20 protein-coding genes are annotated in these 21,665 nt (G+C 59.4%); 6 read left to right on the top strand and 14 right to left on the bottom strand.

The window, feature by feature from the left end; translation table 11 throughout:
- Positions 1-30: 30 nt before the first annotated feature.
- Positions 31-870: a SirB1 family protein gene (locus DXT88_RS18960; protein ID WP_016834801.1), complete on the bottom strand. Its 840-nt coding sequence runs from the start codon at positions 868-870 to the stop codon at positions 31-33.
- Between the two features lie 91 nt (positions 871-961).
- Positions 962-2,512, bottom strand: coding sequence for a murein biosynthesis integral membrane protein MurJ (gene murJ / locus DXT88_RS18955; RefSeq protein ID WP_265215583.1), 1,551 nt, complete (start codon positions 2,510-2,512; stop codon positions 962-964).
- A 271-nt stretch (positions 2,513-2,783) separates the two neighbouring features.
- Between murJ and rpsT the strand changes: the two genes are divergently transcribed.
- Positions 2,784-3,050 (top strand): 30S ribosomal protein S20, encoded by a 267-nt coding sequence (gene rpsT / locus DXT88_RS18950; RefSeq protein ID WP_016834803.1) that lies wholly within the window; start codon positions 2,784-2,786, stop codon positions 3,048-3,050.
- Between the two features lie 229 nt (positions 3,051-3,279).
- Here rpsT and DXT88_RS18945 read toward each other — a convergent pair whose 3' ends face one another.
- The 3 genes from DXT88_RS18945 to DXT88_RS18935 all read right to left on the bottom strand — a co-directional run bounded on the left by DXT88_RS18945 (position 3,280) and on the right by DXT88_RS18935 (position 4,783).
- Complete coding sequence (locus DXT88_RS18945; RefSeq protein WP_265215582.1) at positions 3,280-3,729, bottom strand: DUF192 domain-containing protein; 450 nt, start codon at positions 3,727-3,729, stop codon at positions 3,280-3,282.
- Between the two features lie 142 nt (positions 3,730-3,871).
- Positions 3,872-4,063 (bottom strand): hypothetical protein, encoded by a 192-nt coding sequence (locus DXT88_RS18940; protein WP_016834805.1) that lies wholly within the window; start codon positions 4,061-4,063, stop codon positions 3,872-3,874.
- A 153-nt stretch (positions 4,064-4,216) separates the two neighbouring features.
- Entirely contained in the window at positions 4,217-4,783 is a 567-nt protein-coding gene (locus DXT88_RS18935) for a pseudouridine synthase (protein WP_029363573.1), read from the bottom strand.
- A 194-nt stretch (positions 4,784-4,977) separates the two neighbouring features.
- Here DXT88_RS18935 and icd point away from each other — a divergent pair, with 194 nt between their 5' ends.
- Positions 4,978-6,231, top strand: coding sequence for an NADP-dependent isocitrate dehydrogenase (icd, locus tag DXT88_RS18930; protein WP_265215581.1), 1,254 nt, complete (start codon positions 4,978-4,980; stop codon positions 6,229-6,231).
- A gap of 154 nt (positions 6,232-6,385) precedes the next feature.
- Here icd and cspE read toward each other — a convergent pair whose 3' ends face one another.
- Complete coding sequence (gene cspE, locus DXT88_RS18925; RefSeq protein ID WP_009665919.1) at positions 6,386-6,589, bottom strand: transcription antiterminator/RNA stability regulator CspE; 204 nt, start codon at positions 6,587-6,589, stop codon at positions 6,386-6,388.
- Between the two features lie 339 nt (positions 6,590-6,928).
- Between cspE and clpS the strand changes: the two genes are divergently transcribed.
- Positions 6,929-7,243: an ATP-dependent Clp protease adapter ClpS gene (gene clpS / locus DXT88_RS18920; protein WP_016834808.1), complete on the top strand. Its 315-nt coding sequence runs from the start codon at positions 6,929-6,931 to the stop codon at positions 7,241-7,243.
- Complete coding sequence (gene clpA, locus DXT88_RS18915) at positions 7,240-9,546, top strand: ATP-dependent Clp protease ATP-binding subunit ClpA (protein WP_016834809.1); 2,307 nt, start codon at positions 7,240-7,242, stop codon at positions 9,544-9,546. Before clpS ends, clpA begins: the two co-directional genes overlap by 4 nt.
- Positions 9,547-9,762: 216 nt before the next feature.
- Here the strand turns inward: clpA and DXT88_RS18910 are convergent, their stop codons facing one another.
- From DXT88_RS18910 to DXT88_RS18875, 8 genes are all read right to left on the bottom strand, one after another.
- The gene (locus tag DXT88_RS18910; RefSeq protein WP_265215580.1) at positions 9,763-10,851 is read right to left on the bottom strand and encodes a M48 family metallopeptidase; all 1,089 of its coding nucleotides are present in this window, start codon (positions 10,849-10,851) and stop codon (positions 9,763-9,765) included.
- Between the two features lie 12 nt (positions 10,852-10,863).
- On the bottom strand, positions 10,864-11,313 hold the full coding sequence (gene dut, locus DXT88_RS18905; RefSeq protein WP_265215579.1) for a dUTP diphosphatase: 450 nt from the start codon (positions 11,311-11,313) through the stop codon (positions 10,864-10,866).
- A 27-nt stretch (positions 11,314-11,340) separates the two neighbouring features.
- A complete protein-coding gene (gene coaBC / locus DXT88_RS18900; RefSeq protein ID WP_265215578.1) occupies positions 11,341-12,549 on the bottom strand; it encodes a bifunctional phosphopantothenoylcysteine decarboxylase/phosphopantothenate--cysteine ligase CoaBC in 1,209 nt (402 codons plus the stop codon).
- Between the two features lie 73 nt (positions 12,550-12,622).
- Positions 12,623-13,132, bottom strand: a complete 510-nt coding sequence (gene lspA, locus DXT88_RS18895) for a signal peptidase II (RefSeq protein WP_016834835.1) — start codon at positions 13,130-13,132, stop codon at positions 12,623-12,625.
- Between the two features lie 85 nt (positions 13,133-13,217).
- On the bottom strand, positions 13,218-16,121 hold the full coding sequence (gene ileS, locus DXT88_RS18890) for an isoleucine--tRNA ligase (RefSeq protein ID WP_265215577.1): 2,904 nt from the start codon (positions 16,119-16,121) through the stop codon (positions 13,218-13,220).
- 94 nt (positions 16,122-16,215) lie between these two features.
- A complete protein-coding gene (locus DXT88_RS18885) occupies positions 16,216-17,193 on the bottom strand; it encodes a bifunctional riboflavin kinase/FAD synthetase (RefSeq protein ID WP_265215576.1) in 978 nt (325 codons plus the stop codon).
- 215 nt (positions 17,194-17,408) lie between these two features.
- Positions 17,409-17,876 carry a YidB family protein gene (locus DXT88_RS18880; RefSeq protein ID WP_016832954.1) on the bottom strand — a complete coding sequence of 156 codons (468 nt, stop codon included), beginning with the start codon at positions 17,874-17,876 and terminating at the stop codon, positions 17,409-17,411.
- Between the two features lie 164 nt (positions 17,877-18,040).
- On the bottom strand, positions 18,041-18,766 hold the full coding sequence (locus DXT88_RS18875; protein ID WP_265215575.1) for a 16S rRNA (uracil(1498)-N(3))-methyltransferase: 726 nt from the start codon (positions 18,764-18,766) through the stop codon (positions 18,041-18,043).
- A gap of 309 nt (positions 18,767-19,075) precedes the next feature.
- On the opposite strand from DXT88_RS18875, the gene tkt reads away from it, so the two are divergent.
- Both tkt and DXT88_RS18865 read left to right on the top strand, forming a co-directional pair.
- The gene (gene tkt, locus DXT88_RS18870) at positions 19,076-21,070 is read left to right on the top strand and encodes a transketolase (RefSeq protein ID WP_265215574.1); all 1,995 of its coding nucleotides are present in this window, start codon (positions 19,076-19,078) and stop codon (positions 21,068-21,070) included.
- On the top strand, positions 21,067-21,657 hold the full coding sequence (locus tag DXT88_RS18865) for a GNAT family N-acetyltransferase (protein ID WP_265215573.1): 591 nt from the start codon (positions 21,067-21,069) through the stop codon (positions 21,655-21,657). The genes tkt and DXT88_RS18865 overlap by 4 nt, the downstream gene beginning before the upstream one ends.
- The last annotated feature ends 8 nt before the right edge of the window (positions 21,658-21,665 follow it).

Raw genomic sequence — 21,665 nt, 5'->3', positions numbered from 1 at the left:
AGCAGTAGTGCAGGATCGGCGTCTTCAACTTCAGTTGGGACGCCGGCTTGCATGACGTAACTCCGGCAGCCTCTCACGCATGCTGTCGGCGTCTTCTGCATCGGGACGCAAGGCCAGGTAGGCCTCCAGGTCGTCCAGCGCCGCCTGCGGTTCAGCCAGGTTGGCGTATGCCAGGCCGCGATCGCGGCGTTCGGTAATTTCATCGGGCAATAAAATCACCAGGCGCTCCTGCACCTCAAGCACACCTTGCCAGCGTTGCGAGTCGGTGTAGATGGCTTTCAGGTTGCGCAGCATGCGGGTCAGAATTTCGCGCGGATGGGCGGCGCGCAGATAGGCCGCCAACGGCAATTCGTCGCCGTATTCCTGCTGTTCGAGATAAGGTTCGAGGCGCTCTTCGAGCTCTTCGCGCGACAGGCTGGCGCCGTTCATCGGGTCGAGCACGATGTCGCCCGATTGCACCGACAGCTTCATCAGGAAATGGCCGGGGAAGGAAATGCCCTTCATGTTCAGGCCGATCTGCTGTCCCAACTCCATGTACACCACCGCCAGCGAAATCGGAATGCCGCGGCGCGAGGTCAGCACACGATGGATGTAGCTGTTGTCGGGATCGTAATAATTGTTGATGTTGCCGGCGAACGCCAGCTCCTGGAAAAAGAAGTGGTTGAGCATCCGCAATTTTTGGATATGCGATGCATCCGGGGACAGACGCTGCTTCAACTTGAGCGCCAGGGTATCCATCTCGATCTGGCATGCGGACAAATCCAGGTCGGGATGCGCATCTTGCCCCAGCGCCAGAGCCGATTCAAAAAGCGGAATCGAATCGTCTTGACGAACCAGCGAAGAAAAATATTCGAGCGGTGTAAGCGTCATATATTGAACATGCTATCAAAATATGCGCGCTTGTGAAATGTTTGGCTGGCAATGGAGCATCAACGCAACATTGCCTCGTCCAGGCAAGCTTTCAACGGCCGATGCGCTTGAAGTCGCGGAATCGGAATCCCATCGCCATCAAGGCGCCGAAATACGTTACGCCGCATGCCGCAAACACCAGCAGCAACGCGCCGATGCGCTCGGCCGGATGGGCGCGCATGGCGATCCAGTCGAAATGCCGCGCCACTGCCAGCGCCACACCGCCGAGCAGGAACAGCGCACCGGTCAGTTTGATCAGGAACATGCGCCAGCCCGGTTGCGGCGTGTAGATGTTGCGGCGGCGCAGGCCCCAGAACAGGAATGCCGCATTCAGGCAGGCGCCCAGCCCGATCGACAAGGCCAGGCCGGCATGCGCGATCAACGGCACGAAAATGTAGTTCATCAACTGCGTCGCGATCAGCACGCCGATGGCGATCTTGACCGGCGTGCGGATGTCTTGTTTGGCGTAGAAGCCGGGAGCCAGGATTTTCACCAGGATCAGGCCGATCAGGCCGACGCCGTAGGCGATTAATGCCCGGCCTGTCATGTCGACCGAGACCGTGTCGAATTTACCGTAATGGAACAGGGTGGCAGTCAGCGGCTCCGACAGCGTCGCCAGACCCACCGCGCAGGGCAGCGCCAGCAGGAAGGTCAGGCGCAGGCCCCAGTCCAGTAGCGCCGAATATTCGGCCATGTCGTTTTCGGCGTGCGCGTTCGACAGGCTGGGCAACAGGATGGTGCCTAGCGCCACGCCGAGCAGCGCGGTCGGGAATTCCATCAGGCGGTCGGCGTACGACAGCCAGGACACGCTGCCATGCGCCAGGCGCGAGGCGATGTTGGTGTTGATCATCAGGCTGATTTGCGCGGCCGAGACCGCAAACACTGCCGGGCCCATTTTCCTGAGCACGCGCCTGACGCCCTCGTCGGACAAGCCGATCATCGGATTGAGGTACAGGCGCGGCAGCATGCCGATCTTGATCAGCGCGGGAATCTGCAAGGCGACTTGCAACACGCCGCCGACGAATACCGCAAACGCCATCGCGTAGATGGGCTGGTCGAGGTAAGGCGCCACGAACAGGGAGGCGACGATGAAGGAAACGTTCAGCAATACCGACGTGAATGCCGGGATCTTGAATTCGCGCCAGGTATTGAGGATGCCGCCGGCCAGCGCTACGAAGGACATGAAGCCGATGTACGGGAACATGATGCGGGTCATGATCACCGAGGCGTCGAAGGCATCCTGGTTGTATTTGAGCCCGGTGGCGATGAAGTACACGATCAGCGGCGTAGCCAGGATGCCGGCAATGCTGGTGGCGACCATTACCCAGATCAGCACCGTCGCCACATGGTCGACCAGGTGCTTGGTGGCGATGTCGCCTTTCTGGTTCTTGTATTCGGCGAGGATCGGTACGAAGGCCTGCGAAAAGGCGCCTTCAGCAAACAGCCGGCGCAACAGGTTGGGAATGCGGAAGGCGACGTTGAAGGCATCGGTGTAGGCCGAGGCGCCGAATGCGCGTGCGAACAGGATTTCTCTTGCGAGACCGGTAATGCGGGAGAGCATCGTCATGCCAGAAACGGTGGCAAGCGTTTTATGCAAGTTCATGGGACGGCATTATAGCTTTCGTTTTCGGGGGAGCTGCGGGTTTGCAGGGGATTCCCGCAGCGCTGACGCGGTTGGAGGCGAGCATGCAAGGAACGTTCGCCTTAAATCTTGCATACTGGTAATTAAGTCGCTTTTGCAACAGGCTGGCGGGATAGTCAGGTTGCATTTGCCAGTTTGAGGAAAAATGGTTATAATCCGTGGCTTTACAGAATTCCGCCTCGCAAGTTATCAAGATTGCGATGCTCTCGATCTCGATTTAGGATAATTATTCATGGCAAATACCGCACAAGCACGCAAACGTGCTCGTCAAGCTGTTAAGCAAAACGCGCACAACTCCAGCCAGCGTTCGACGCTGCGTACAGCAATCAAGGCTGTCCGCAAGGCGATCGAAGCAGGCGACAAGGCTGCTGCGACTACCGTGTTCCAGGCTTCGGTCTCGACTATCGACAGCATCGCTGACAAGAAAATCATTCACAAGAACAAGGCTGCTCGCCATAAGAGCCGTCTGGCTGCTGCCCTGAAGGCACTGGCTGCTTAATCTTGTTGCTGACCGGATCTTTGCTCAGGCAAAGATCTGCGCAATGCTGAATCGATAGTGATGTCGGTTCGAAAACATCAACCCGCCCAAGCGATTTGGCGGGTTTTTGCATTTCAGGTGTTGTTCAGCGAGAAAATGCTGACTTGGGTGCCATGTAGAAGTTAGGGGGGGGGGCTTGAAGCGCCGCCTTGACGCCGGCTCCGGGCGTCACAGGCTGGTTGTCAGGCGTTTAACGCGGCAAGCCTTCAATGACCGTGCCTGGCTTGATGTTCTTTTGCTTGAACCAGCCCTTGTTCATTTCCAGGGCGTAGGTGGCCGGTTTGGCCGCGCAATGCGAATCCAGCGTCTGTTCCTTCATTTCCTCGATATTGATGATCTTGCCGCTCTCATCCATGAAGGCGACCGACAGCGGGATCAGCGTATTCTTCATCCACATGCATACGCCGGCCGGTGCGCCGAAGGCGAACACCATGCCGTCATTGGCGCCCATCTTGTCGCGGAACATCAGGCCTTGCTCGCGCTGCGCTTCAGTCGAGGCGACTTCGGCCTTGATCAGGTACAGGCCGGCATTGAGCGTGGTGGTCGGAAATTTCTGAAGCTGCTGGGCCGGGCAGGGCATGGCGGCCGCGACGGCGGCAAGGGTGGCGAGCAGGGTAACGAGGGGGCGGAAACGACGCATGATGGGATGTACGTGGCTGTATGAGAAATCGACTGCAGATCCGAAATCTGCCGGAATTCGGCGATTATAAGGGAAGCCGACAAATGCAGCGGACATGAAAAAAGGCAGGACTAGCCTGCCTTTTAGTCATGCGAAAGCAAGATTACTTGGCAGCGTCAGCAGCAGCAGCCTTCTTAGCCTTCTTGGCCTTGTGGCCCTTCTTGGCCTTCTTAGCCTTCGGTGCAGCAGCTTCAGCCTTAGGAGCATCAGCAGGTGCAGCAGCAGGAGCTGCAGCTTGTGCGAACACGGAAGTGGCGAACAGACCAGCGATCAGAGCGGCGATCAATTTTTTCATTTTGCAGTCCTTCAATTTAACATGTTAAGAAGACGGTGATTCTCATGAATCATTGCCAATAACGACGTGCCGAAGGCTTGGTTGACAAAAAATTCCAAAAAACAAAATTTCTTTGCGGGACTGTCTTGAAAAGCTGGTTTTGTCAGTTTTTTGTCAGTTATCGCGATGAAATTCCTGCGGATCGACGGTTTTCCACTCTCCCGGCAGCAGCGGATCGGTCGCCAGCGCAAACGGGCCGATTGCGATTCGGACCAGTCGCAAGGTGGGTAGCCCGACCGCGGCCGTCATGCGGCGCACCTGGCGATTTTTCCCTTCCGATATTTGTATCGTCAGCCAGCTGGTCGGGTGATTCTTGCGCTCGCGAATGGGCGGATTGCGCGGCCATAGCCAGGCCGGCTCCTGCACGTGGCGGACTTCGCTTTTCCGGGTCACGAAATCGCCCAGGTCAAGCGGGTTGCGCAGCCGCTCCAGGCTGTTCGCATCGGGTGTGCCCTCCACCTGCACCAGGTAGACCTTGGGTTGCTTGCGTTTGGGGTGGCTGATGGCGTGCTGGAGTTCGCCGTCGTCGGTCAGCAGCATCAGGCCTTCGCTGTCGGCATCGAGGCGGCCGGCAGGGTAGATGTCGGGAATGTCGAGGTAATCGGCGAGCGTTTCGCGGTCATCCTGCGCCGAAAACTGGCACATTACCTGATAGGGTTTGTTGAATAAAATGAGAGGCATGCGTCAGTGTCGCAAAAACATGACGTCCAGTAAAATACTCGTGCATAATATAAATCAGTGTCTTATGTCTTATATGAGACCCGATCCTGAATTTAATCACCTCGGCTGCGATGTTGCGCGCGATCAGTTCGCCTCCATCCGCGTCCGCAGCGAGTCAGATTCCCCTCTTTTCCGCACTATTCTCGGAGACCGTAATGTATCAACACATTCAGGTGCCGGCCGAAGGTAAGAAGATTACCGTCAACGCCGACTTTTCCCTCAACGTCCCGGACAATCCGATCATTCCGTTCATCCAGGGCGACGGCACCGGTCGCGATGTGACGCCAGTCATGCTCAAGGTAGTGGATGCCGCCGTCGCCAAAGCTTACGGCGACCAGCGCAAGATCAACTGGATGGAAATTTTCGCCGGCGAAAAATCGACGCAGCTGTACGGCGCCGACGTCTGGCTGCCGGAAGAGACCGTTGCGGCCGTCAAGGAGTTCGTGGTGTCCATCAAGGGGCCGCTGACGACGCCTGTCGGCGGCGGCATCCGTTCCCTGAACGTGTCGCTGCGCCAGCAACTGGATCTGTACGTCTGCCTGCGCCCTGTGCGCTATTTCAAGGGTGTGCCGTCGCCGCTGCGCGAGCCGGAAAAGACCAACATGGTCATCTTCCGTGAAAACTCGGAAGACATCTACGCCGGCATCGAATGGCAGGCAGGCACCGATGGCGCCAAGAAGCTGATCGACTTCCTGGTCAAGGAAATGGGCGTCAAGAAGCTGCGCTTCCCGGAAACCTCCAGCCTGGGCATCAAGCCGGTGTCGCAGGAAGGCACCGAGCGCCTGGTGCGCAAGGCGATCCAGTACGCCATCGACCACGACAAGCCATCGGTGACGATCGTCCACAAGGGCAATATCATGAAGTTCACCGAAGGCAGCTTCCGCGACTGGGCCTATGCCCTGGCGCAGAAGGAGTTCGGCGGCGTGGTGATCGATGACGGCCCATGGGTCAGGATCAAGAATCCGAAGACCGGCCGCGACATCATCGTCAAGGACGTGATCGCCGACGCCTTCATGCAGCAGATCCTGCTGCGTCCCGCTGAATACAGCGTGATTGCGACGCTGAATCTGAACGGCGACTACATCTCGGACGCACTGGCGGCGCAAGTGGGCGGCATCGGGATTGCCCCGGGAGCCAACATGTCCGATTCCGTGGCGATGTTCGAAGCCACGCATGGCACCTCGCCGCGCTATGCCGGCAAGGATTACGTCAATCCGGGTTCGCTGATCCTGTCGGCCGAAATGATGCTGCGCCACATCGGCTGGACCGAAGCGGCGGCCTTGATCATCGAGGCGATGCAGAAAACGATTTCGTCGAAGAAGGTGACCTACGACTTTGCGCGCCTGATGGAAGGCGCGACGCAGGTGTCGTGTTCGGGCTTCGGCGATGCGGTGATCGAGAATCTGTAACGCTCAATTCGACAGCCGATTTATGCTGGAAGAAAGGCCGTGCCGAGTGCCGGCCTTTTTTACTGTCCGATCCAGATATTGTCCGCAAATGGCGCGGGCGTAAAAAAAGCTCCTGTCGGAACAGGAGCTTTTTACAAAAGCGACTTAATACGAATTAAGGAGCCTGGATGTTGGAAGCTTGCTTGCCTTTGGGGCCTTGCGTGACTTCGAACTGTACTTTTTGACCTTCTTTGAGGGTCTTGAAGCCGTTCATTTGAATTGCCGAGAAGTGTGCGAACAAATCTTCACCGCCGTCATCCGGAGTGATAAAGCCGAAGCCTTTAGAATCGTTGAACCACTTGACTGTACCTGTTGCCATAAAAGCATCTTTCAATTAAAAAAAATCACACGAGCCGTAAAAGCAAGAAGCCTCGCGAGATTGAATCTTCCGCAGCCCTCCTTAAACTTGCCCCCTTCGTATTAACAAGCAGTAACTACTTATCAATAAATTCCATTGTTCTCGTTAAAAATACAAAAGTCAAGTCGTTTTCAATGGAATTATTAAGCTTTTGTTCCACGAATTGAATCGAACCCTCTTGATTTAGGATAAATGAGCGTTATCTGCGCACTATCAGGAAAACGCGTAATATCTAATCTAATTAGGTATTTTCTTCATGTTGTGCAGTGCACATTGGATTGATGGTTTTAGAATAAATGCATGGCAACCAAGCACGATAATGATAGCGGTACAGTCCTGGCGCGGCAGGAGCAGAAGCTCAAGCCGCCTCCTATGTACCTGGTATTGTTGTTGAATGATGACTATACGCCGATGGAATTCGTCGTCGCAGTCATTCAGGAATACTTCAACAAAGACCGTGAAACTGCGACGCAGATTATGCTCAGCGTTCACCGCGATGGGAAAGGTATGTGTGGTGTGTATCCCAAAGATATCGCATCCACAAAAGTCGAACTCGTTTTAACCCACGCTCGAAAAGCAGGGCACCCCCTGCAATGCGTGATGGAGGAAGCATGATTGCGCAGGAATTGGAAGTCAGTTTGCACATGGCCTTTGTCGAAGCCCGACAATCCCGTCATGAATTTATCACCGTGGAACATTTGCTCCTCGCGCTGCTGGATAACCCATCGGCTGCGGAAGTGCTGCGTGCGTGCTCGGTCAACATCGACGATCTGCGCAAGACGCTGACCAATTTCATTACGGACAACACCCCGACCGTGCCCGGCACGAACGAGGTCGACACCCAGCCGACGCTGGGATTCCAGCGCGTGATCCAGCGTGCGATCATGCACGTGCAGTCGGCATCCAACGGCAAGAAGGAAGTGACCGGCGCCAACGTGCTGGTGGCGATCTTCGGCGAGAAGGATTCGCATGCCGTCTATTATCTGCACCAACAGGGCGTAACCCGCCTGGACGTAGTCAATTTCATTTCTCATGGTGTGCGCAAGGATCAGCAGATCGATTCGCAAAAAGCGCCTGAAGGAGCGGAAGACGTGCAGACCGAAGGCCAGCAAAAGGAAAGTCCTCTCGATCAGTTCACCCAGAATCTGAACAAGGCGGCCGCAGAAGGCAAGATCGATCCGCTGATCGGCCGCGACGCCGAAGTCGAGCGCGTGATCCAGACCCTGTGCCGTCGCCGCAAGAACAACCCGCTGCTGGTCGGCGAGGCCGGCGTGGGCAAGACTGCCATCGCTGAAGGCCTGGCATGGCGCATCACGCAAAACGATGTACCGGAAATCCTCAAGAACGCCGTCGTGTATTCGCTCGACATGGGCGCACTGCTGGCCGGCACGAAGTATCGCGGCGACTTCGAGCAGCGTCTGAAGGCTGTCCTCAAGCAATTGAAGGATGCGCCCAACGGCATTCTGTTCATTGACGAAATCCACACCATCATCGGCGCCGGTTCGGCCTCGGGCGGTACGCTGGATGCATCGAATCTGCTCAAGCCTGCGTTGTCGAGCGGCCAGCTGAAATGCATCGGCGCGACCACCTATACCGAATTCCGCGGCGTCTTTGAAAAAGACCACGCCTTGTCGCGTCGCTTCCAGAAGATCGACGTCAACGAACCGACCGTCGAACAGACCATTCAGATTTTGCGCGGCCTGAAGTCGAAGTTCGAAGAGCATCACGGCGTCAAGTATTCCGCTTCGGCGCTGACCTCGGCAGCCGAATTGGCCGCACGCTTCATCAATGACCGTCATCTGCCCGACAAGGCGATCGACGTCATCGACGAAGCCGGTGCAGCGCAACGGATCCTGCCGAAGTCGAAGCAGAAGAAGACCATCGGCAAGTCCGAGATTGAGGAAATCATTTCCAAGATCGCGCGCATTCCGCCGCAATCGGTCAACCAGGACGACCGCACCAAGCTGCAAACGATTGATCGCGACCTCAAGAATGTCGTGTTCGGTCAGGATCCGGCGATTGAAGCGCTGGCGTCGGCGATCAAGATGGCGCGCGCCGGCCTTGGCAAGACCGACAAGCCGATCGGCTCCTTCCTGTTCTCCGGTCCTACCGGCGTGGGCAAGACCGAAGTGGCGAAGCAACTTGCGTTCATCCTCGGCATCGAGCTGATCCGTTTCGACATGTCCGAATACATGGAGCGTCATGCAGTCAGCCGCCTGATCGGCGCGCCTCCGGGCTACGTCGGTTTCGACCAGGGCGGTCTGCTGACCGAAGCGATCACCAAGAAGCCGCACGCCGTGCTGCTGCTCGACGAAATCGAAAAGGCGCATCCGGATATCTTCAATATCCTGCTGCAGGTGATGGATCACGGCACGCTGACCGACAACAACGGCCGCAAGACCGACTTCCGCAATGTCATCATCGTGATGACCACGAATGCCGGCGCAGAAAGCCTGCAAAAGCGTTCGATCGGCTTTACCGACAAGAAGGAAGCCGGCGACGAGATGGCGGATATCAAGCGTATGTTCACGCCTGAATTCCGCAACCGTCTGGATGCAATCATCAGCTTCGGCGCGTTGAATGAAGAAATCATCCTGCGCGTGGTCGACAAGTTCCTGATGCAATTGGAAGAGCAGTTGCACGAGAAGAAGGTGGAAGCCGTATTCTCGGATGCATTGCGCAAGTTCCTGAGCAAGAAGGGCTTCGATCCGCTGATGGGTGCGCGTCCGATGTCGCGTCTGATCCAGGACATGATCCGCAAGGCGCTGGCCGACGAACTGCTGTTTGGCCGTCTGGTGACGGGCGGTCGTGTCACCGTCGAGCTGGACGACAAGGATCAGGTCAAGCTGGAATTCCCCGAAGGCGACGATCCGACGCCGCCGCCGGAAGAGCCGCAAGAGAAGCTGGAAGTCGAGTAAGCCGCAAGCAATCCCGACGCGTCGCAAGAGGTGTCAGGAGCGGGCAAGCAAAAAGGCCGGAACGTTTGATCGTTCCGGCCTTTTTGTTTTTGCGGTGTGTTCTGATGTCGCTTGGCGCTGAGACGGTAATTTGCCGTTGCAGTCGGAGGCATCCGTAGGTCACGCAGACGCTCCGTGGCAAGCACAGGACGTCAGGAGTCCACGCGCGCCCTCACATCACGGCGTCAGCGGCTTGCCTGCCGCCTGCTTGGCCTTGAGCGCCTGCACAGACTTGTCGATCGCCGTCATGCGATAGGCTGTACCGGGATGCAGCGCGGTATAGCCGCTTGGCACGCTGACCGGATACTGCGTCGCCAGCCGCTGCCAGAACGCCGCATAGCCGTCGATGCCATAGCCGGCGCGCACCAGCATGTACAAGGCCAGGTTGTCGGCTGCCGCGTCGAGATCCTGCGGATACGGGCGAATGCCGCCGGTGCCCGCAGCAGCAGTCGGATCAGGGCGCGCGCGCATCAGGTTGTCGATGACGCTGCCGGTGGTCGCCACCATGCGCTGGCGAATTGCATGGCCCAGCGAATTGTGGGCCATGTCCTTGGCGATCAGGTAGGCCAACTCTTCATCGGTCCTGGCGAAATTCATCATGCCGCGCGTGATCAGCACACGACGGCCGTCGGCGTAGGTGTTGACGTTGTCGGCGTTGCCCAGCTCGATGCTGAAGGCGCAGGCCAGCGTCAGCGGCACGATGGCGGTCTGCTGCGCCTTGTTGCGCAACAGGGTCAGCTTGACCGGCGCACGGCCGGTGACGAGCGGCCCCAGCAGATTGGCGGCTTGACGTTCGGCGTCGGGGCCTTGCTGCAGCGGCTTGTCGGCCACCGCCATCAGCACATCGCCGCGTTGCACGCCGCTCTTGGCGGCGCCGCTGCCGGGCAGCACGCCGGTGACTTGCAGGCGATCGTCGAAGCCCAGCGACTGCGCCGCATCGGCGAACTCGCTCGGATAGGAATACTTGTTCTTGGCGGTGAAGCCGAGCAGGTTGCGCGCGTTGCCGCGGCACAGCTGCGCATTGGCGGTCAACAGCGGCGCGGCAACGTTGTACAGCCGGTCCTGCTGCGCAGTCAGCACGCGCAATGCGCTCTGCTCTGGCGTCAACACCTGTGCCTTGACGGCCACCGGCGCCGTGGCGGATTGCGCAGGTTTATTGAGGGCATTGTTGTCTTGCGGTGTTACACATGCAGCGAGCAATGCCGCCGGCATGACTGCCAGCGCGATTTTTATTTTTCCCCAATAAGCCAGGTGTCGAGCGTGCATCCAGTGATCTCCTTAGTGTTTGCCGGTACTGCCGAAGCCGCCTGCGCCGCGTTCACTGCTGTCGAATTCTTCGACCACATTGAAGCCCACTTGCATGACCGGAACGATCACAAGTTGCGCCACGCGCTCCATCGGGTTTAGGACAAACTCGGTCTGGCCGCGGTTCCATGTGGAGACCATCAACTGTCCCTGATAGTCGGAGTCGATCAGCCCCACCAGATTGCCCAGCACGATGCCGTGCTTGTGGCCGAGACCGCTGCGCGGCAGGATGAGCGCGGCATAGCCGGGATCGGCCACGTGGATCGCCAGGCCGGTCGGGATCAGATGCGTGGTTCCCGGGGCGATCGTCAGCGGCGCGTCCAGGCAGGCGCGCAGGTCCAGGCCGGCGCTGCCGGCGGTGGCGTAGGCGGGAAGTTGGTCTTTCATGCGCGGGTCGAGGATTTTGACGTCGATAGTTTTCATGGGAAGCAAAATAGTGAAAATTAAAAATCAGTGCGTGCTTGCTGCGGACAAGCGATACGCGATCTCGCGCACCAGTTGCCGTGCCAGCGTCTGCTTGTCGGCGCGCGGCAGGCTGGTATGGCCCTTGTCGTCGAACAGCGTCAGCGCGTTTTCGTCCTTGCCGAAAGTCTCGTGGCCGATGTTGCCGACCAGCAGGGGAATATTTTTCTTCACGCGTTTAGCAGCGCCGTATTGTTCGAGGTTTTCGGACTCGGCGGCGAAGCCGACGCAATACGGACGTTTGGGCAAGGCGGCGACGTCGGCGAGGATGTCGGCATTTTGTTCGAAAGCCAGTTTGAGGCTGTCGTCGTCGGCGCTTTTCTTGAGCTTCCGATCGCTGACGTTGGCGACGCGCCAGTCGGCCACCGCAGCGACAGCCACGAAGATATCCTGGCCGGTAATATTGGCGAACACGGCGTCGTGCATCTGCTGCGCCGTCCGTACATCAATGCGGCGCACGCCGAACGGCGCATCCAGCGCCGTCGGTCCGGACACCAGCAGGACTTCGGCGCCGGCTTCCCGCGCGGCGCGCGCCACCGCGTAGCCCATCTTTCCCGACGACAGATTGGTGATGCCGCGCACCGGATCAATCGGCTCGAACGTCGGGCCGGCGGTCAGCAGTACGCGACGCCCGGCCAGCAACTTCGGCTGGAACGCCGCAATGATTTCTTCCAGCAGTTGTTCCGGCTCCAGCATGCGGCCATAGCCGACTTCGCCGCAGGCCTGGTCGCCCGAATCGGGACCGAGCAGCTTGATGCCGTCCTGCTGCACCTGCGCGATGTTGCGCTGGGTCGCCGGGTTTTGCCACATCTCGACGTTCATGGCCGGGGCGACCAGCAGCGGCACGCCATGCGGACGCGCCACGCACAGCGTCGACAGCAGGTCGTCGCAAGCGCCGTGGGCCAGTTTGAAAATGAAATCGGTGGAGCAGGGCACGATCACGATCGCGTCGATGCCGCGCGTGAGATCGATGTGCGGCATGTTGTTCCCGATGCGCGCATCCCATTGATCGGTGTAGACCGTGTTACCGGTCAGCGCCTGCATGGTGACGGTCGTGATGAACTGCGTCGCCGCCTGCGTCATGACGACCTGCACCGAAGCGCCTGCCTTGCCGAGACCGCGCGCCAGTTCGGCAGCCTTGTAGCAGGCCACGCCGCCGGTCAGGCCGAGAAGGATTTTTTTGCCAGCGAGATCCATTGCCTTACTCCTTATAGAACTCAATCATGACGACTGCGCGATCACAATCATTCGCAGCCTTGCCGTCCGTCATCTATTTGCCGACGCGGCGCAATTCATCCAGCACGAACAATACCGCACCCACGCAGATCGCACTATCGGCGATGTTGAAGGCCGGCCAATGCCAGTTGCCGATGAAGACGTCGAGGAAATCGATCACGTGGCCGTACAGGATGCGGTCGATCACATTGCCCACGGCGCCGCCCAGGATCAGCGCCAGCGCCCAGCAAAACATGCGTTGGCCGGCGTGCTTGCGCAGCAGGTAGACGATGTAGATCGCGGCGGCGATGCCGATGGCGGTGAACAGGTGACGCTGCCAGCCCGACTCAGCCGCCAGGAAGCTGAATGCCGCGCCCTTGTTATAGACCAGCACCAGGTTGAAGAAGCCGGTGACCGGACGCGATTCGCCGTAGTGGAACAGTTTGACGATGGTGATCTTGGACAGCTGATCCAGCAGCAATATGATCAGCGAAATGCCCAGCCATGGCAGCAGGCTGTTGTTGTTGCTGGAGCTGGGCATGAGGCGTTTTTTATTGGAAGCCATGGAAGATGAATGCGGACGTGGATGATGTCATTGAAGAAATCCGGCATGCGTTTTTCGTCGCGTGCCGGATTGAGTGGTCTGACGATTAAGCGAAATGGCGGTCTTCACCGCTGCCGAACAGATTGGCGATGCAACGGCCGCACAGGCCTTCGTGCTCGGCATGCTGGCCGTGCGGAATGACGTCCGCGCGATAGTGCCAGCAGCGTTCGCATTTCTGATTGGCCGACGGCGTGACGACGATGGCTTCGTCGGCTTCCGTCGCCACCGCAGTGACCTTGGCCGCAGAAGTGATCAGCACGAACTTCAGATCGTCGCCCAGGCTTTGCAGCAAAGCCACCTTGTCGCCGCTGACCTTGAGTTCGACTTCCGCCTGCAACGACGAACCGATGTTGCCGGCGATGCGGACTTCTTCCAGTTGCTTGGTCACGCTCGCGCGCACTTCGTGCAGCACGTTGAACTTGGCCACCAGCGCCTCGGCTTGCGCCACTTCCGGCAGCGTGTAATAGGTCTGCGTGAAGATGGTTTCGCTGCTGTCGGCAAACGCTTCCTTGCCGGCGAAGAAGCTCCAGGCTTCTTCCGCCGTGAACGACAGCGTCGGCGCCATCAGGCGCAGCAGCGCCTGGGTGATGTGCCAGATCGCGGTCTGCGCGGAGCGGCGCGCGTGCGAATCGACGCCGCTGGTGTAGAGGCGATCCTTGAGGATGTCGAGGTAGAAGCCGCCCAGGTCTTCCGAGCAATACATCTGCAGCTTGGAGACCACCGGATGGAACTCGTAGGTCTCGTAATGCGCCAGGATTTCCTTCTGCAGGTTGGCCATGTTGGCGATCGCATAGCGATCGATTTCCAGCATCTCGGCGACCGGCACGGCGTTCTTGGCCATGTCGAAATCGGCCGTGTTGGCCAGCAGGAAGCGCAGCGTATTGCGGATGCGGCGATAGGCTTCAGTCACGCGCTTGAGGATTTCGTCGGAGATCGAGATCTCGCCGGAGTAGTCGCTCGAGGCCACCCACAGGCGCAGGATTTCCGCGCCCAGCGAGTCGGCCACTTTTTGCGGCTCGACGCCGTTCTTGAGCGACTTCGACATCTTGCGGCCTTCGCCGTCGACCACGAAGCCGTGCGTCAGCAGGGCCTTGTATGGCGCGCGGCCGTTGAGCATCGACGATGTCAGCAGCGAGGAGTGGAACCAGCCGCGATGCTGGTCGGAACCCTCCAGGTACAGGTCGGCCGGAAACTGGAGCTCGTCCTTGTGTGACCCGCGCAGCACGGTTTGATGCGTCGAGCCGGAGTCGAACCAGACGTCCAGCGTGTCCTTGTTCTTCAGGTATTGATCGGCCTCGTCGCCCAGCAATTCCTTCGGATCCAGCGCCTGCCATGCTTCGATGCCGTCTTGCTCGATGCGCTGGGCGATCTGTTCCAGCAGCTCGGGCGTGCGCGGATGCAGCAGGCCGGTTTCCTTGTGCACGAAGAAGGCCATCGGCACGCCCCATTGGCGTTGGCGCGACAGTGTCCAGTCGGGGCGGTTGGCGATCATGCCGTGCAGGCGCGCCTTGCCCCAGGCTGGGAAGAAGGCGGTGTCTTCGATGCCTTGCAGCGCGGTTTCGCGCAAGCTCTTGCCGCCGTCCTTCGGCGTGTTGTCCATGCTCGCGAACCACTGCGAAGTAGCGCGATAGATGATCGGCGTCTTGTGGCGCCAGCAGTGCATGTAGCTGTGATCGAACATCACCAGCTTGAACAGCGAGCCGACTTCTTCCAGCTTGGCGCAGATCGGCTTCGACGCTTCCCAGATCGTCAGGCCGGCAAACAGCGGCAGCGACGACGCGTAGCGGCCATCGCCCATGACCGGGCTGATGATGGCGTCGTCCTTCATGCCGTGCGCCTTGCACGAGATAAAGTCTTCGATACCGTAGGCAGGCGCCGAGTGGACGATGCCGGTGCCGCTGTCGGCGGTCACGTAGTCGCCGAGGTAGATCGGCGACAAGCGGTCGTAGCCCTTGTCGGCGGTCGCCAGCGGATGATGGAAGGCGATCAGCGACAACGCCTCGCCCTTGGCGGTGGCGATGATCTTGCCTTCCAGTCCAAAGCGTTGCAGGCAGGATTCGACCAGGTCGTTGGCCAGGATCAGCAGCGTCGGCTCGCCATTGCGCTCGGTCTGCACCAGCGCGTAATCGAACTCCGGATGCACGTTCAGCGCCTGGTTGGACGGGATGGTCCATGGCGTGGTGGTCCAGATGACGACGTAGCCTTTATCCGTTGGCAGCTTGCTCAGGCCGAAAGCCTTGGCGATCTTGTCGTGTTCCGCGAAGGGAAAGCCGACGTCGATGGCCGGGTCGCGCTTGTCCTGGTATTCGACTTCCGCTTCCGCCAATGCGGAGCCGCAGTCGAAACACCAGTTGACCGGCTTCAGGCCGCGATAGACGTAACCCTTCTCCAAAATCGTGCCGAGTGCGCGCAGCTCATCGGCTTCGTTGGAGAAATTCATGGTCTTGTATGGATTGTCCCATTCGCCCAATACGCCCAGACGGATGAAATCCTTCTTTTGCAGCTCGATCTGCTCATTGGCGTAAGCGCGCGCCTTGGCTTGCACTTCGGCCACCGGCAGGTTCTTGCCGTATTTCTTCTCGATCTGGATTTCGATGGGCATGCCGTGGCAATCCCAGCCCGGTACGTATTGCGCGTCGAAGCCGGCCATGTTGCGGGCCTTGACGATCATGTCTTTCAGGATCTTGTTGACGGCGTGGCCCAGATGGATCTCACCGTTGGCATACGGCGGACCGTCATGCAGGATGAACTTCGGGCGGCCGGCCGATGCCTGGCGGATGCGCTGATAGAGCTTCTTGCTTTGCCATTCCTTGACCCATTGGGGCTCGCGCTTGGCGAGGTCGCCGCGCATCGGGAAGGCAGTCTCGGTCATGTTGACCGGATACTTGCCGGCCGGCTTGCCTTCAGGTTTGCCCTGCTTGTTTGACTTGGAGGATTCGTTGTTCGACATAAGTTGTTTTCAGTTAAATTCTGGAAATCGGTAACGGCTGCAGCCGTAAGAAGCGTCGCCGCAAATCACTGCCGGCGAGCGGGGCGGGCCAGCGTCAAATTCGGTCGGTGGCGGAGACGGCGAAACTCGCCTGTTCCTTGAACCAGGCGCGCGCCTGTTGCGCATCGCGTTCAATGGCTGCCGTCAATGTCGGCAGGTCGACGTATTTCTCTTCGTCGCGAATCTTCTTCAGGAATTCCACGCGCAGCAGTTTGCCATAGCAATCGCCGCTGTAATCGAAGATATGCGTTTCCAGAAGCACGCGGCCGCTGTCGTCCACCGTCGGGCGCACGCCCAGGCTGGCGACGGCCGGCAAGGGTTTGTCGCCGAGTCCATGCACCTGCACGATGAAGATGCCCGAAAGCGCCGGATGCTTATGGCGCACGCGCATGTTCAGCGTCGGGAAGCCGATGGTGCGGCCAAGTTTCTTGCCGTGCACCACGTGGCCGGAAATCGCATAAGAATGGCCCAGCAACTGGCGCGCATGCGGGAAGTCAGCTTTCGCCAGCGCCGCGCGGATCGCCGACGACGAGATGCGCACGCCTTCGTTGTTGACGTTCGGCATGGTGTGCACTTCAAAACCGTATTGCTTGCCGGCGTCGATCAGTGTCTGGATATTGCCGGCGCGGCGCGAGCCGAAGCAGAAATCCTCGCCCACCAGCAGCCAGCGCACATGCAGACCTTGGATCAGGATCTTTTCAATGAAGTCTTGCGGCGACAGGGAGGCGAATTTGCTGTTGAAATGTTCGACGATCACGCGGTCGACGCCGGCGTTGGACAGCGATTGCAGCTTGTCGCGCAGGTTGGCGATGCGTTGCGGGGCTTTTTCCGGAGTGCCGGCCAATTGCGCGAAGAACTCGCGCGGATGCGGTTCGAACGTCATCACGGCGGCATCCAGGTTCAGGCGGGTTGCAGCTTCGCGCACCTGCGCCAGCAGCGCCTGGTGGCCACGGTGCACGCCGTCGAAGTTGCCGATCGTCAGCGCGCAGGGCGCACGCGATTCAGCATTGGGAAGTCCGCGAAATACCTTCATGGAAGAGGTTAAGAGTGATGCCGTTGCAAAAGCCTTCCATTATAAATGTTTTCGAAGGCCTACCCCTGATTTGGCGGCGAAACGGCGGCAATCAAGCGCTTCCGGCTATTCCGGGCATGAGGGATGTTGTCGTTTTTGAATGTTTTCCTTGGCATGCAGCTAGTGATTAACCGGCAATGATGGCGTGGCGATTGCTCCGGCGAGCGTCACGGGAATCAGGCTGACTTGCCGCCGAGAAAGCCGCCAAGCAGGTTGCCGATTTCCGAACCGAGATCGCCACCGGATTGGGGCATCTGGCCGTTTGGCGTCAAGTGATCGACCAGGCCGGGAAGAATCTGGGCCAGATGGCCGGCGATGTCGCTTTGCGGAATGCCGGACGTTTGCGCCAGGCCGCTCAACTGATCGTCGCCCAGCGCTTGCGCCAGCTGATCGCCCGACACCGGCTGGTTTTGGCCGGTGCCGATCCAGGAGTCGACAATCTGGCCGAGGCCGGCGTTTTGCAGGTTGCCGAGCAAGCCGCCCAGTCCACCGAGTCCACCTGATCCTCCCGAGGCGCCGCCGGACTGATTGGCGGCCAGCATGCCGAGTACCGCCTGAATCAGCGCTGCTTTGGGATCGCCGCCGGCGTTCACATCGTTTGTATTATTGGCGAGTGCGCCGAGTACGCTGTCGAGTAAGCCCATGAAAATTCTCCTGAGTCAAAAAGTGGGGTGCGGCTCCGGAATGACTGCATGACCGGAGATGAGTTGCAGAAAAGACGCAACGTGAGGTAGTGCAACGGCTGGCGCTCTCCGGCGTTGTCGAAAAAAAGGGAGATATTGCGGGTTTCTCCCTCCTTGTTTTGTTGTTACATCTCGCCCCAGATCGCATTGATTGCAGCCAGCGCGCCGAGGCCGGCGGTTTCGGTGCGCAGCACGCGCGGTCCTATCGACAGCATCAGCGCGCCCTGGTCGCAGGCGAGGTTTTCTTCGGCCTCGGTAAAGCCGCCTTCCGGGCCGACTATCAGACTCAGCGCCTGCGCCGGGTGATGGCGCGCCCAGTCCGACAGCGATTGCTCGCCGCGTGGCGACAACAGGATACGCTTGTGCAGGTCGCTCTGGCCGATCCAGCTGTTGAATTCAGTCAGCGGGGCCAGATGCGCCAGACGGTTGCGGCCGCTTTGTTCGGCGGCGGCTTGGATGATGCCTTGCCAGTGGCTTTGTTTCTTTTCGGCGCGCTCGCTGTTGAGTCGCACCACGCAGCGTTGCGCCGCCAGCGGCTGGATTGCGGCTACGCCCAGTTCCATGGCCTTTTCGATGATCCAGTCCATCTTCGAGGCTTCCGGCAGCGCCTGCGCCAGCGTGACGGCGTAGGACAGCTCGGCTTCGCGCGGCGAGAAAGTCTTGACCTCGGCGTGCACGCGCTTCTTTTCCATCTGCGTAATGACGGCCGTATATTCGCCGCCCTGGCCGTTGAACAGCGTGATCGGATTGCCCAGTTGCATCCGGATCACCTGGACATGGTGCGCGACCTGATCGGGCAGAGCCAGCATCGTGCCGATGGCCAGGGAGTCGGGACAATAAAAGCGGGGCATGTGATGGGCGATCCGATAGAAAAATGGCAATTGGCAACGGTTTGAAGCGATTTACCCTGCAGCGGCGGCAAAACGTGTAAAAAATTGTTTTTTGACATGCCGTAATGCGCTGCCGGCATGGGGCGATTTTAATTCTTCGGGCTGGTCTCTGGTAAAATAGTTGGCTCAGTCTGGCTCGTTCCGGGAGTTCATCCGGGCCGACCGGCAAGGCATCCGACATGCGCGCGTTAATTAATGTTAGGTCCGGTTAAGACCGAATTATTCGTAACGACGTAGTTCGACCGCAATCCGCAACTCTTTGACATCGACATGACTTCCACACTCCCTACCGACAAGATGGCCAACGCGATCCGCGCGCTGGCAATGGACGCAGTACAGAAAGCAAACTCAGGACACCCAGGCGCGCCGATGGGGATGGCGGAAATCGCAGTCGCATTGTGGGCCAAGCACTATCGCCACAACCCGACCAATCCGCAATGGGCCAACCGCGACCGCTTCGTGCTGTCCAACGGCCACGGCTCAATGCTGCAATACGCCTTGCTGCACCTGACCGGCTACGACCTGCCGATGGAAGAGATCAAGAACTTCCGCCAACTGCATTCCAAGACCGCCGGCCATCCGGAAGTCCACATCACGCCGGGTGTCGAAACCACCACCGGTCCGCTGGGCCAGGGCATCACCAACGCCGTCGGCATGGCGCTGGCTGAAAAGCTGCTGGCTGCAGAATTCAACAAGCCTGACCTGGCAGTGGTCGATCACTACACATACGCTTTCGTCGGCGACGGCTGCCTGATGGAAGGCATCTCGCACGAAGCCTGCTCGCTGGCCGGCACATTGCGCCTGTCCAAGCTGATCGTGCTGTACGACGACAACGGCATCTCCATCGACGGCAAGGTCGAAGGCTGGTTCAAGGACGATACCCCGAAGCGTTTCGAAGCCTACGGCTGGAACGTGATTCCGGCGGTCGACGGCCACAACGTCGAGGCAGTCAACTCCGCCATTCATCAAGCCAAGCTGGCCGACAAGCCGACCCTGATCTGCTGCAAGACCGTGATCGGCAAAGGCTCGCCGAACCTGGCCGGCACCGACAAGGTCCACGGCGCGGCGCTGGGCGACAAGGAAGTCGCGGCCGTGCGCGAAGCGCTGGGCTGGACTTCGGCGCCGTTCGAAATTCCTGCCGACATCTATTCCGCATGGGACGGCAAGGCGCAAGGCCAGCAACTGGAAGCCGACTGGAACAAGCTGTACCAGGCATACCAGGCCAAGTACCCGACCGAGGCCGCCGAGCTGGTGCGCCGCCTCAAGGGCGAGTTGCCGGCAGGTTTCGACGCGGCAGTGCAGGCTTACATCGCCAGCACCATCGAGAAGAAAGAAACCATCGCCACCCGCAAGGCCAGCCAGAACGCGATCCAGGCTTACGCGCAAGTGCTGCCTGAATTCCTCGGCGGTTCGGCCGACCTGACCGGCTCCAATCTGACCAACTGGAAAGAATCGGTGGCCGTGCGCGCCGACGTCGCCGGCAATCACATCAACTACGGCGTGCGTGAATTCGGCATGAGCGCGATCATGAACGGCATCGCCCTGCATGGCGGCTACATTCCGTTCGGCGCGACCTTCCTGACCTTCTCCGATTACAGCCGCAATGCGCTGCGCATGGCCGCGCTGATGAAGCTGCGCGCGCTGTTCGTGTTCACGCATGATTCCATCGGCCTGGGCGAAGACGGTCCTACGCACCAATCGGTGGAACACGTTTCCAGCCTGCGCCTGATCCCGAACCTGGACAACTGGCGTCCATGCGACACGGTCGAATCGGCTGTTGCGTGGGAACAGGCAGTCAAGCGCAACGACGGTCCGAGCACCTTGATCTTCTCGCGCCAGAACCTGCCGTTCCAGGAGCGCACCCCGCAGCAAGTCGCGGACATCAAGCGCGGCGGCTACATCCTCAGAGAAGCCAAGGACGCCAAGATCATCCTGATCGCCACCGGTTCGGAAATCGAACTGGCGGTCAAGGCGGCCGATGAACTGGCGGCGCAAGGCATCCCGGCGCGCATCGTCTCGATGCCGAGCACTGACGTGTTCGACCGCCAGGACTCGGCCTACAAGGCCAGCGTCCTGCAACACGGCGTGCCGCGCGTGGCGATCGAAGCCGGCGTGACTTCCACATGGCACAAGTATGTCGGCCTGGAAGGTGCTGTGATCGGCATCGACACTTTCGGTGAATCGGCTCCGGCCGGCGTGTTGTTCAAGCATTTCGGCTTCACCGTCGAGAACGTCGTCGCCAAGGCCAAGTTGATCCTGGCATGAGTCTCGCCGGCAAGGTCCCGGGGCAGGACATCACCAACGTCGTCGGGCCGGTAACGGTCCGGCGCGCGACGGTCGACGATGCCGCCCTGATCGCTCAGGTGCGCATCGACAGCTGGCGCGCAGCGTATCGCGGCCTGATTCCGGATGCCTACCTGGATGGCATGAAGGTGGAAGACAGCACGCGCATGTGGACGCGCGTGCTGGGCGCAGCGTCCGACGCCGCCTGCACCTTCGTGGCGGAAACGGAAGGCGAACTGGTGGGTTTCGCCGCCGGCATCACACTGGCGGAACGCAAGCTGGATTTCGATGCCGAACTGACGGCTTTGTACGTTTTACCTTCGGCCCAGCGCGCCGGCATCGGACGCCGCCTGCTGACCGAAGTGGCGGCAACACTGGGCGCGGCAGGTGCGCCCAACATGCTGGTCTGGGTATTGGCGCAGAACAAAAAGGCACGTGACTTTTACGCGCACCTCGATGCGCTGCTGCTGGCAGAACAGACCTTCAAGTGGGATGAACTGGATTTGATCGAAGTCGCCTACGGCTGGCGCGACATCGGTTCCATCGGCAAAATTACTACTGTTTCTTAAGGAGAAAA

Source organism: Herbaspirillum lusitanum (assembly GCF_026127345.1).
In the GTDB taxonomy this organism is placed as follows: domain Bacteria; phylum Pseudomonadota; class Gammaproteobacteria; order Burkholderiales; family Burkholderiaceae_D; genus Herbaspirillum; species Herbaspirillum lusitanum.
This window is presented reverse-complemented; position numbering and strand designations above follow the sequence as displayed.

Bases quoted from the DNA above. Each gene is read 5' to 3' on its own strand.
- DXT88_RS18960 (WP_016834801.1), bottom strand. From the start codon at position 870: ATGACGCTTACACCGCTCGAATATTTTTCTTCGCTGGTTCGTCAAGAC.
- murJ (WP_265215583.1), bottom strand. From the start codon at position 2,512: ATGAACTTGCATAAAACGCTTGCCACCGTTTCTGGCATGACGATGCTC.
- rpsT (WP_016834803.1), top strand. From the start codon at position 2,784: ATGGCAAATACCGCACAAGCACGCAAACGTGCTCGTCAAGCTGTTAAG.
- DXT88_RS18945 (WP_265215582.1), bottom strand. From the start codon at position 3,729: ATGCGTCGTTTCCGCCCCCTCGTTACCCTGCTCGCCACCCTTGCCGCC.
- DXT88_RS18940 (WP_016834805.1), bottom strand. From the start codon at position 4,063: ATGAAAAAATTGATCGCCGCTCTGATCGCTGGTCTGTTCGCCACTTCC.
- DXT88_RS18935 (WP_029363573.1), bottom strand. From the start codon at position 4,783: ATGCCTCTCATTTTATTCAACAAACCCTATCAGGTAATGTGCCAGTTT.
- icd (WP_265215581.1), top strand. From the start codon at position 4,978: ATGTATCAACACATTCAGGTGCCGGCCGAAGGTAAGAAGATTACCGTC.
- cspE (WP_009665919.1), bottom strand. From the start codon at position 6,589: ATGGCAACAGGTACAGTCAAGTGGTTCAACGATTCTAAAGGCTTCGGC.
- clpS (WP_016834808.1), top strand. From the start codon at position 6,929: ATGGCAACCAAGCACGATAATGATAGCGGTACAGTCCTGGCGCGGCAG.
- clpA (WP_016834809.1), top strand. From the start codon at position 7,240: ATGATTGCGCAGGAATTGGAAGTCAGTTTGCACATGGCCTTTGTCGAA.
- DXT88_RS18910 (WP_265215580.1), bottom strand. From the start codon at position 10,851: ATGCACGCTCGACACCTGGCTTATTGGGGAAAAATAAAAATCGCGCTG.
- dut (WP_265215579.1), bottom strand. From the start codon at position 11,313: ATGAAAACTATCGACGTCAAAATCCTCGACCCGCGCATGAAAGACCAA.
- coaBC (WP_265215578.1), bottom strand. From the start codon at position 12,549: ATGGATCTCGCTGGCAAAAAAATCCTTCTCGGCCTGACCGGCGGCGTG.
- lspA (WP_016834835.1), bottom strand. From the start codon at position 13,132: ATGGCTTCCAATAAAAAACGCCTCATGCCCAGCTCCAGCAACAACAAC.
- ileS (WP_265215577.1), bottom strand. From the start codon at position 16,121: ATGTCGAACAACGAATCCTCCAAGTCAAACAAGCAGGGCAAACCTGAA.
- DXT88_RS18885 (WP_265215576.1), bottom strand. From the start codon at position 17,193: ATGAAGGTATTTCGCGGACTTCCCAATGCTGAATCGCGTGCGCCCTGC.
- DXT88_RS18880 (WP_016832954.1), bottom strand. From the start codon at position 17,876: ATGGGCTTACTCGACAGCGTACTCGGCGCACTCGCCAATAATACAAAC.
- DXT88_RS18875 (WP_265215575.1), bottom strand. From the start codon at position 18,766: ATGCCCCGCTTTTATTGTCCCGACTCCCTGGCCATCGGCACGATGCTG.
- tkt (WP_265215574.1), top strand. From the start codon at position 19,076: ATGACTTCCACACTCCCTACCGACAAGATGGCCAACGCGATCCGCGCG.
- DXT88_RS18865 (WP_265215573.1), top strand. From the start codon at position 21,067: ATGAGTCTCGCCGGCAAGGTCCCGGGGCAGGACATCACCAACGTCGTC.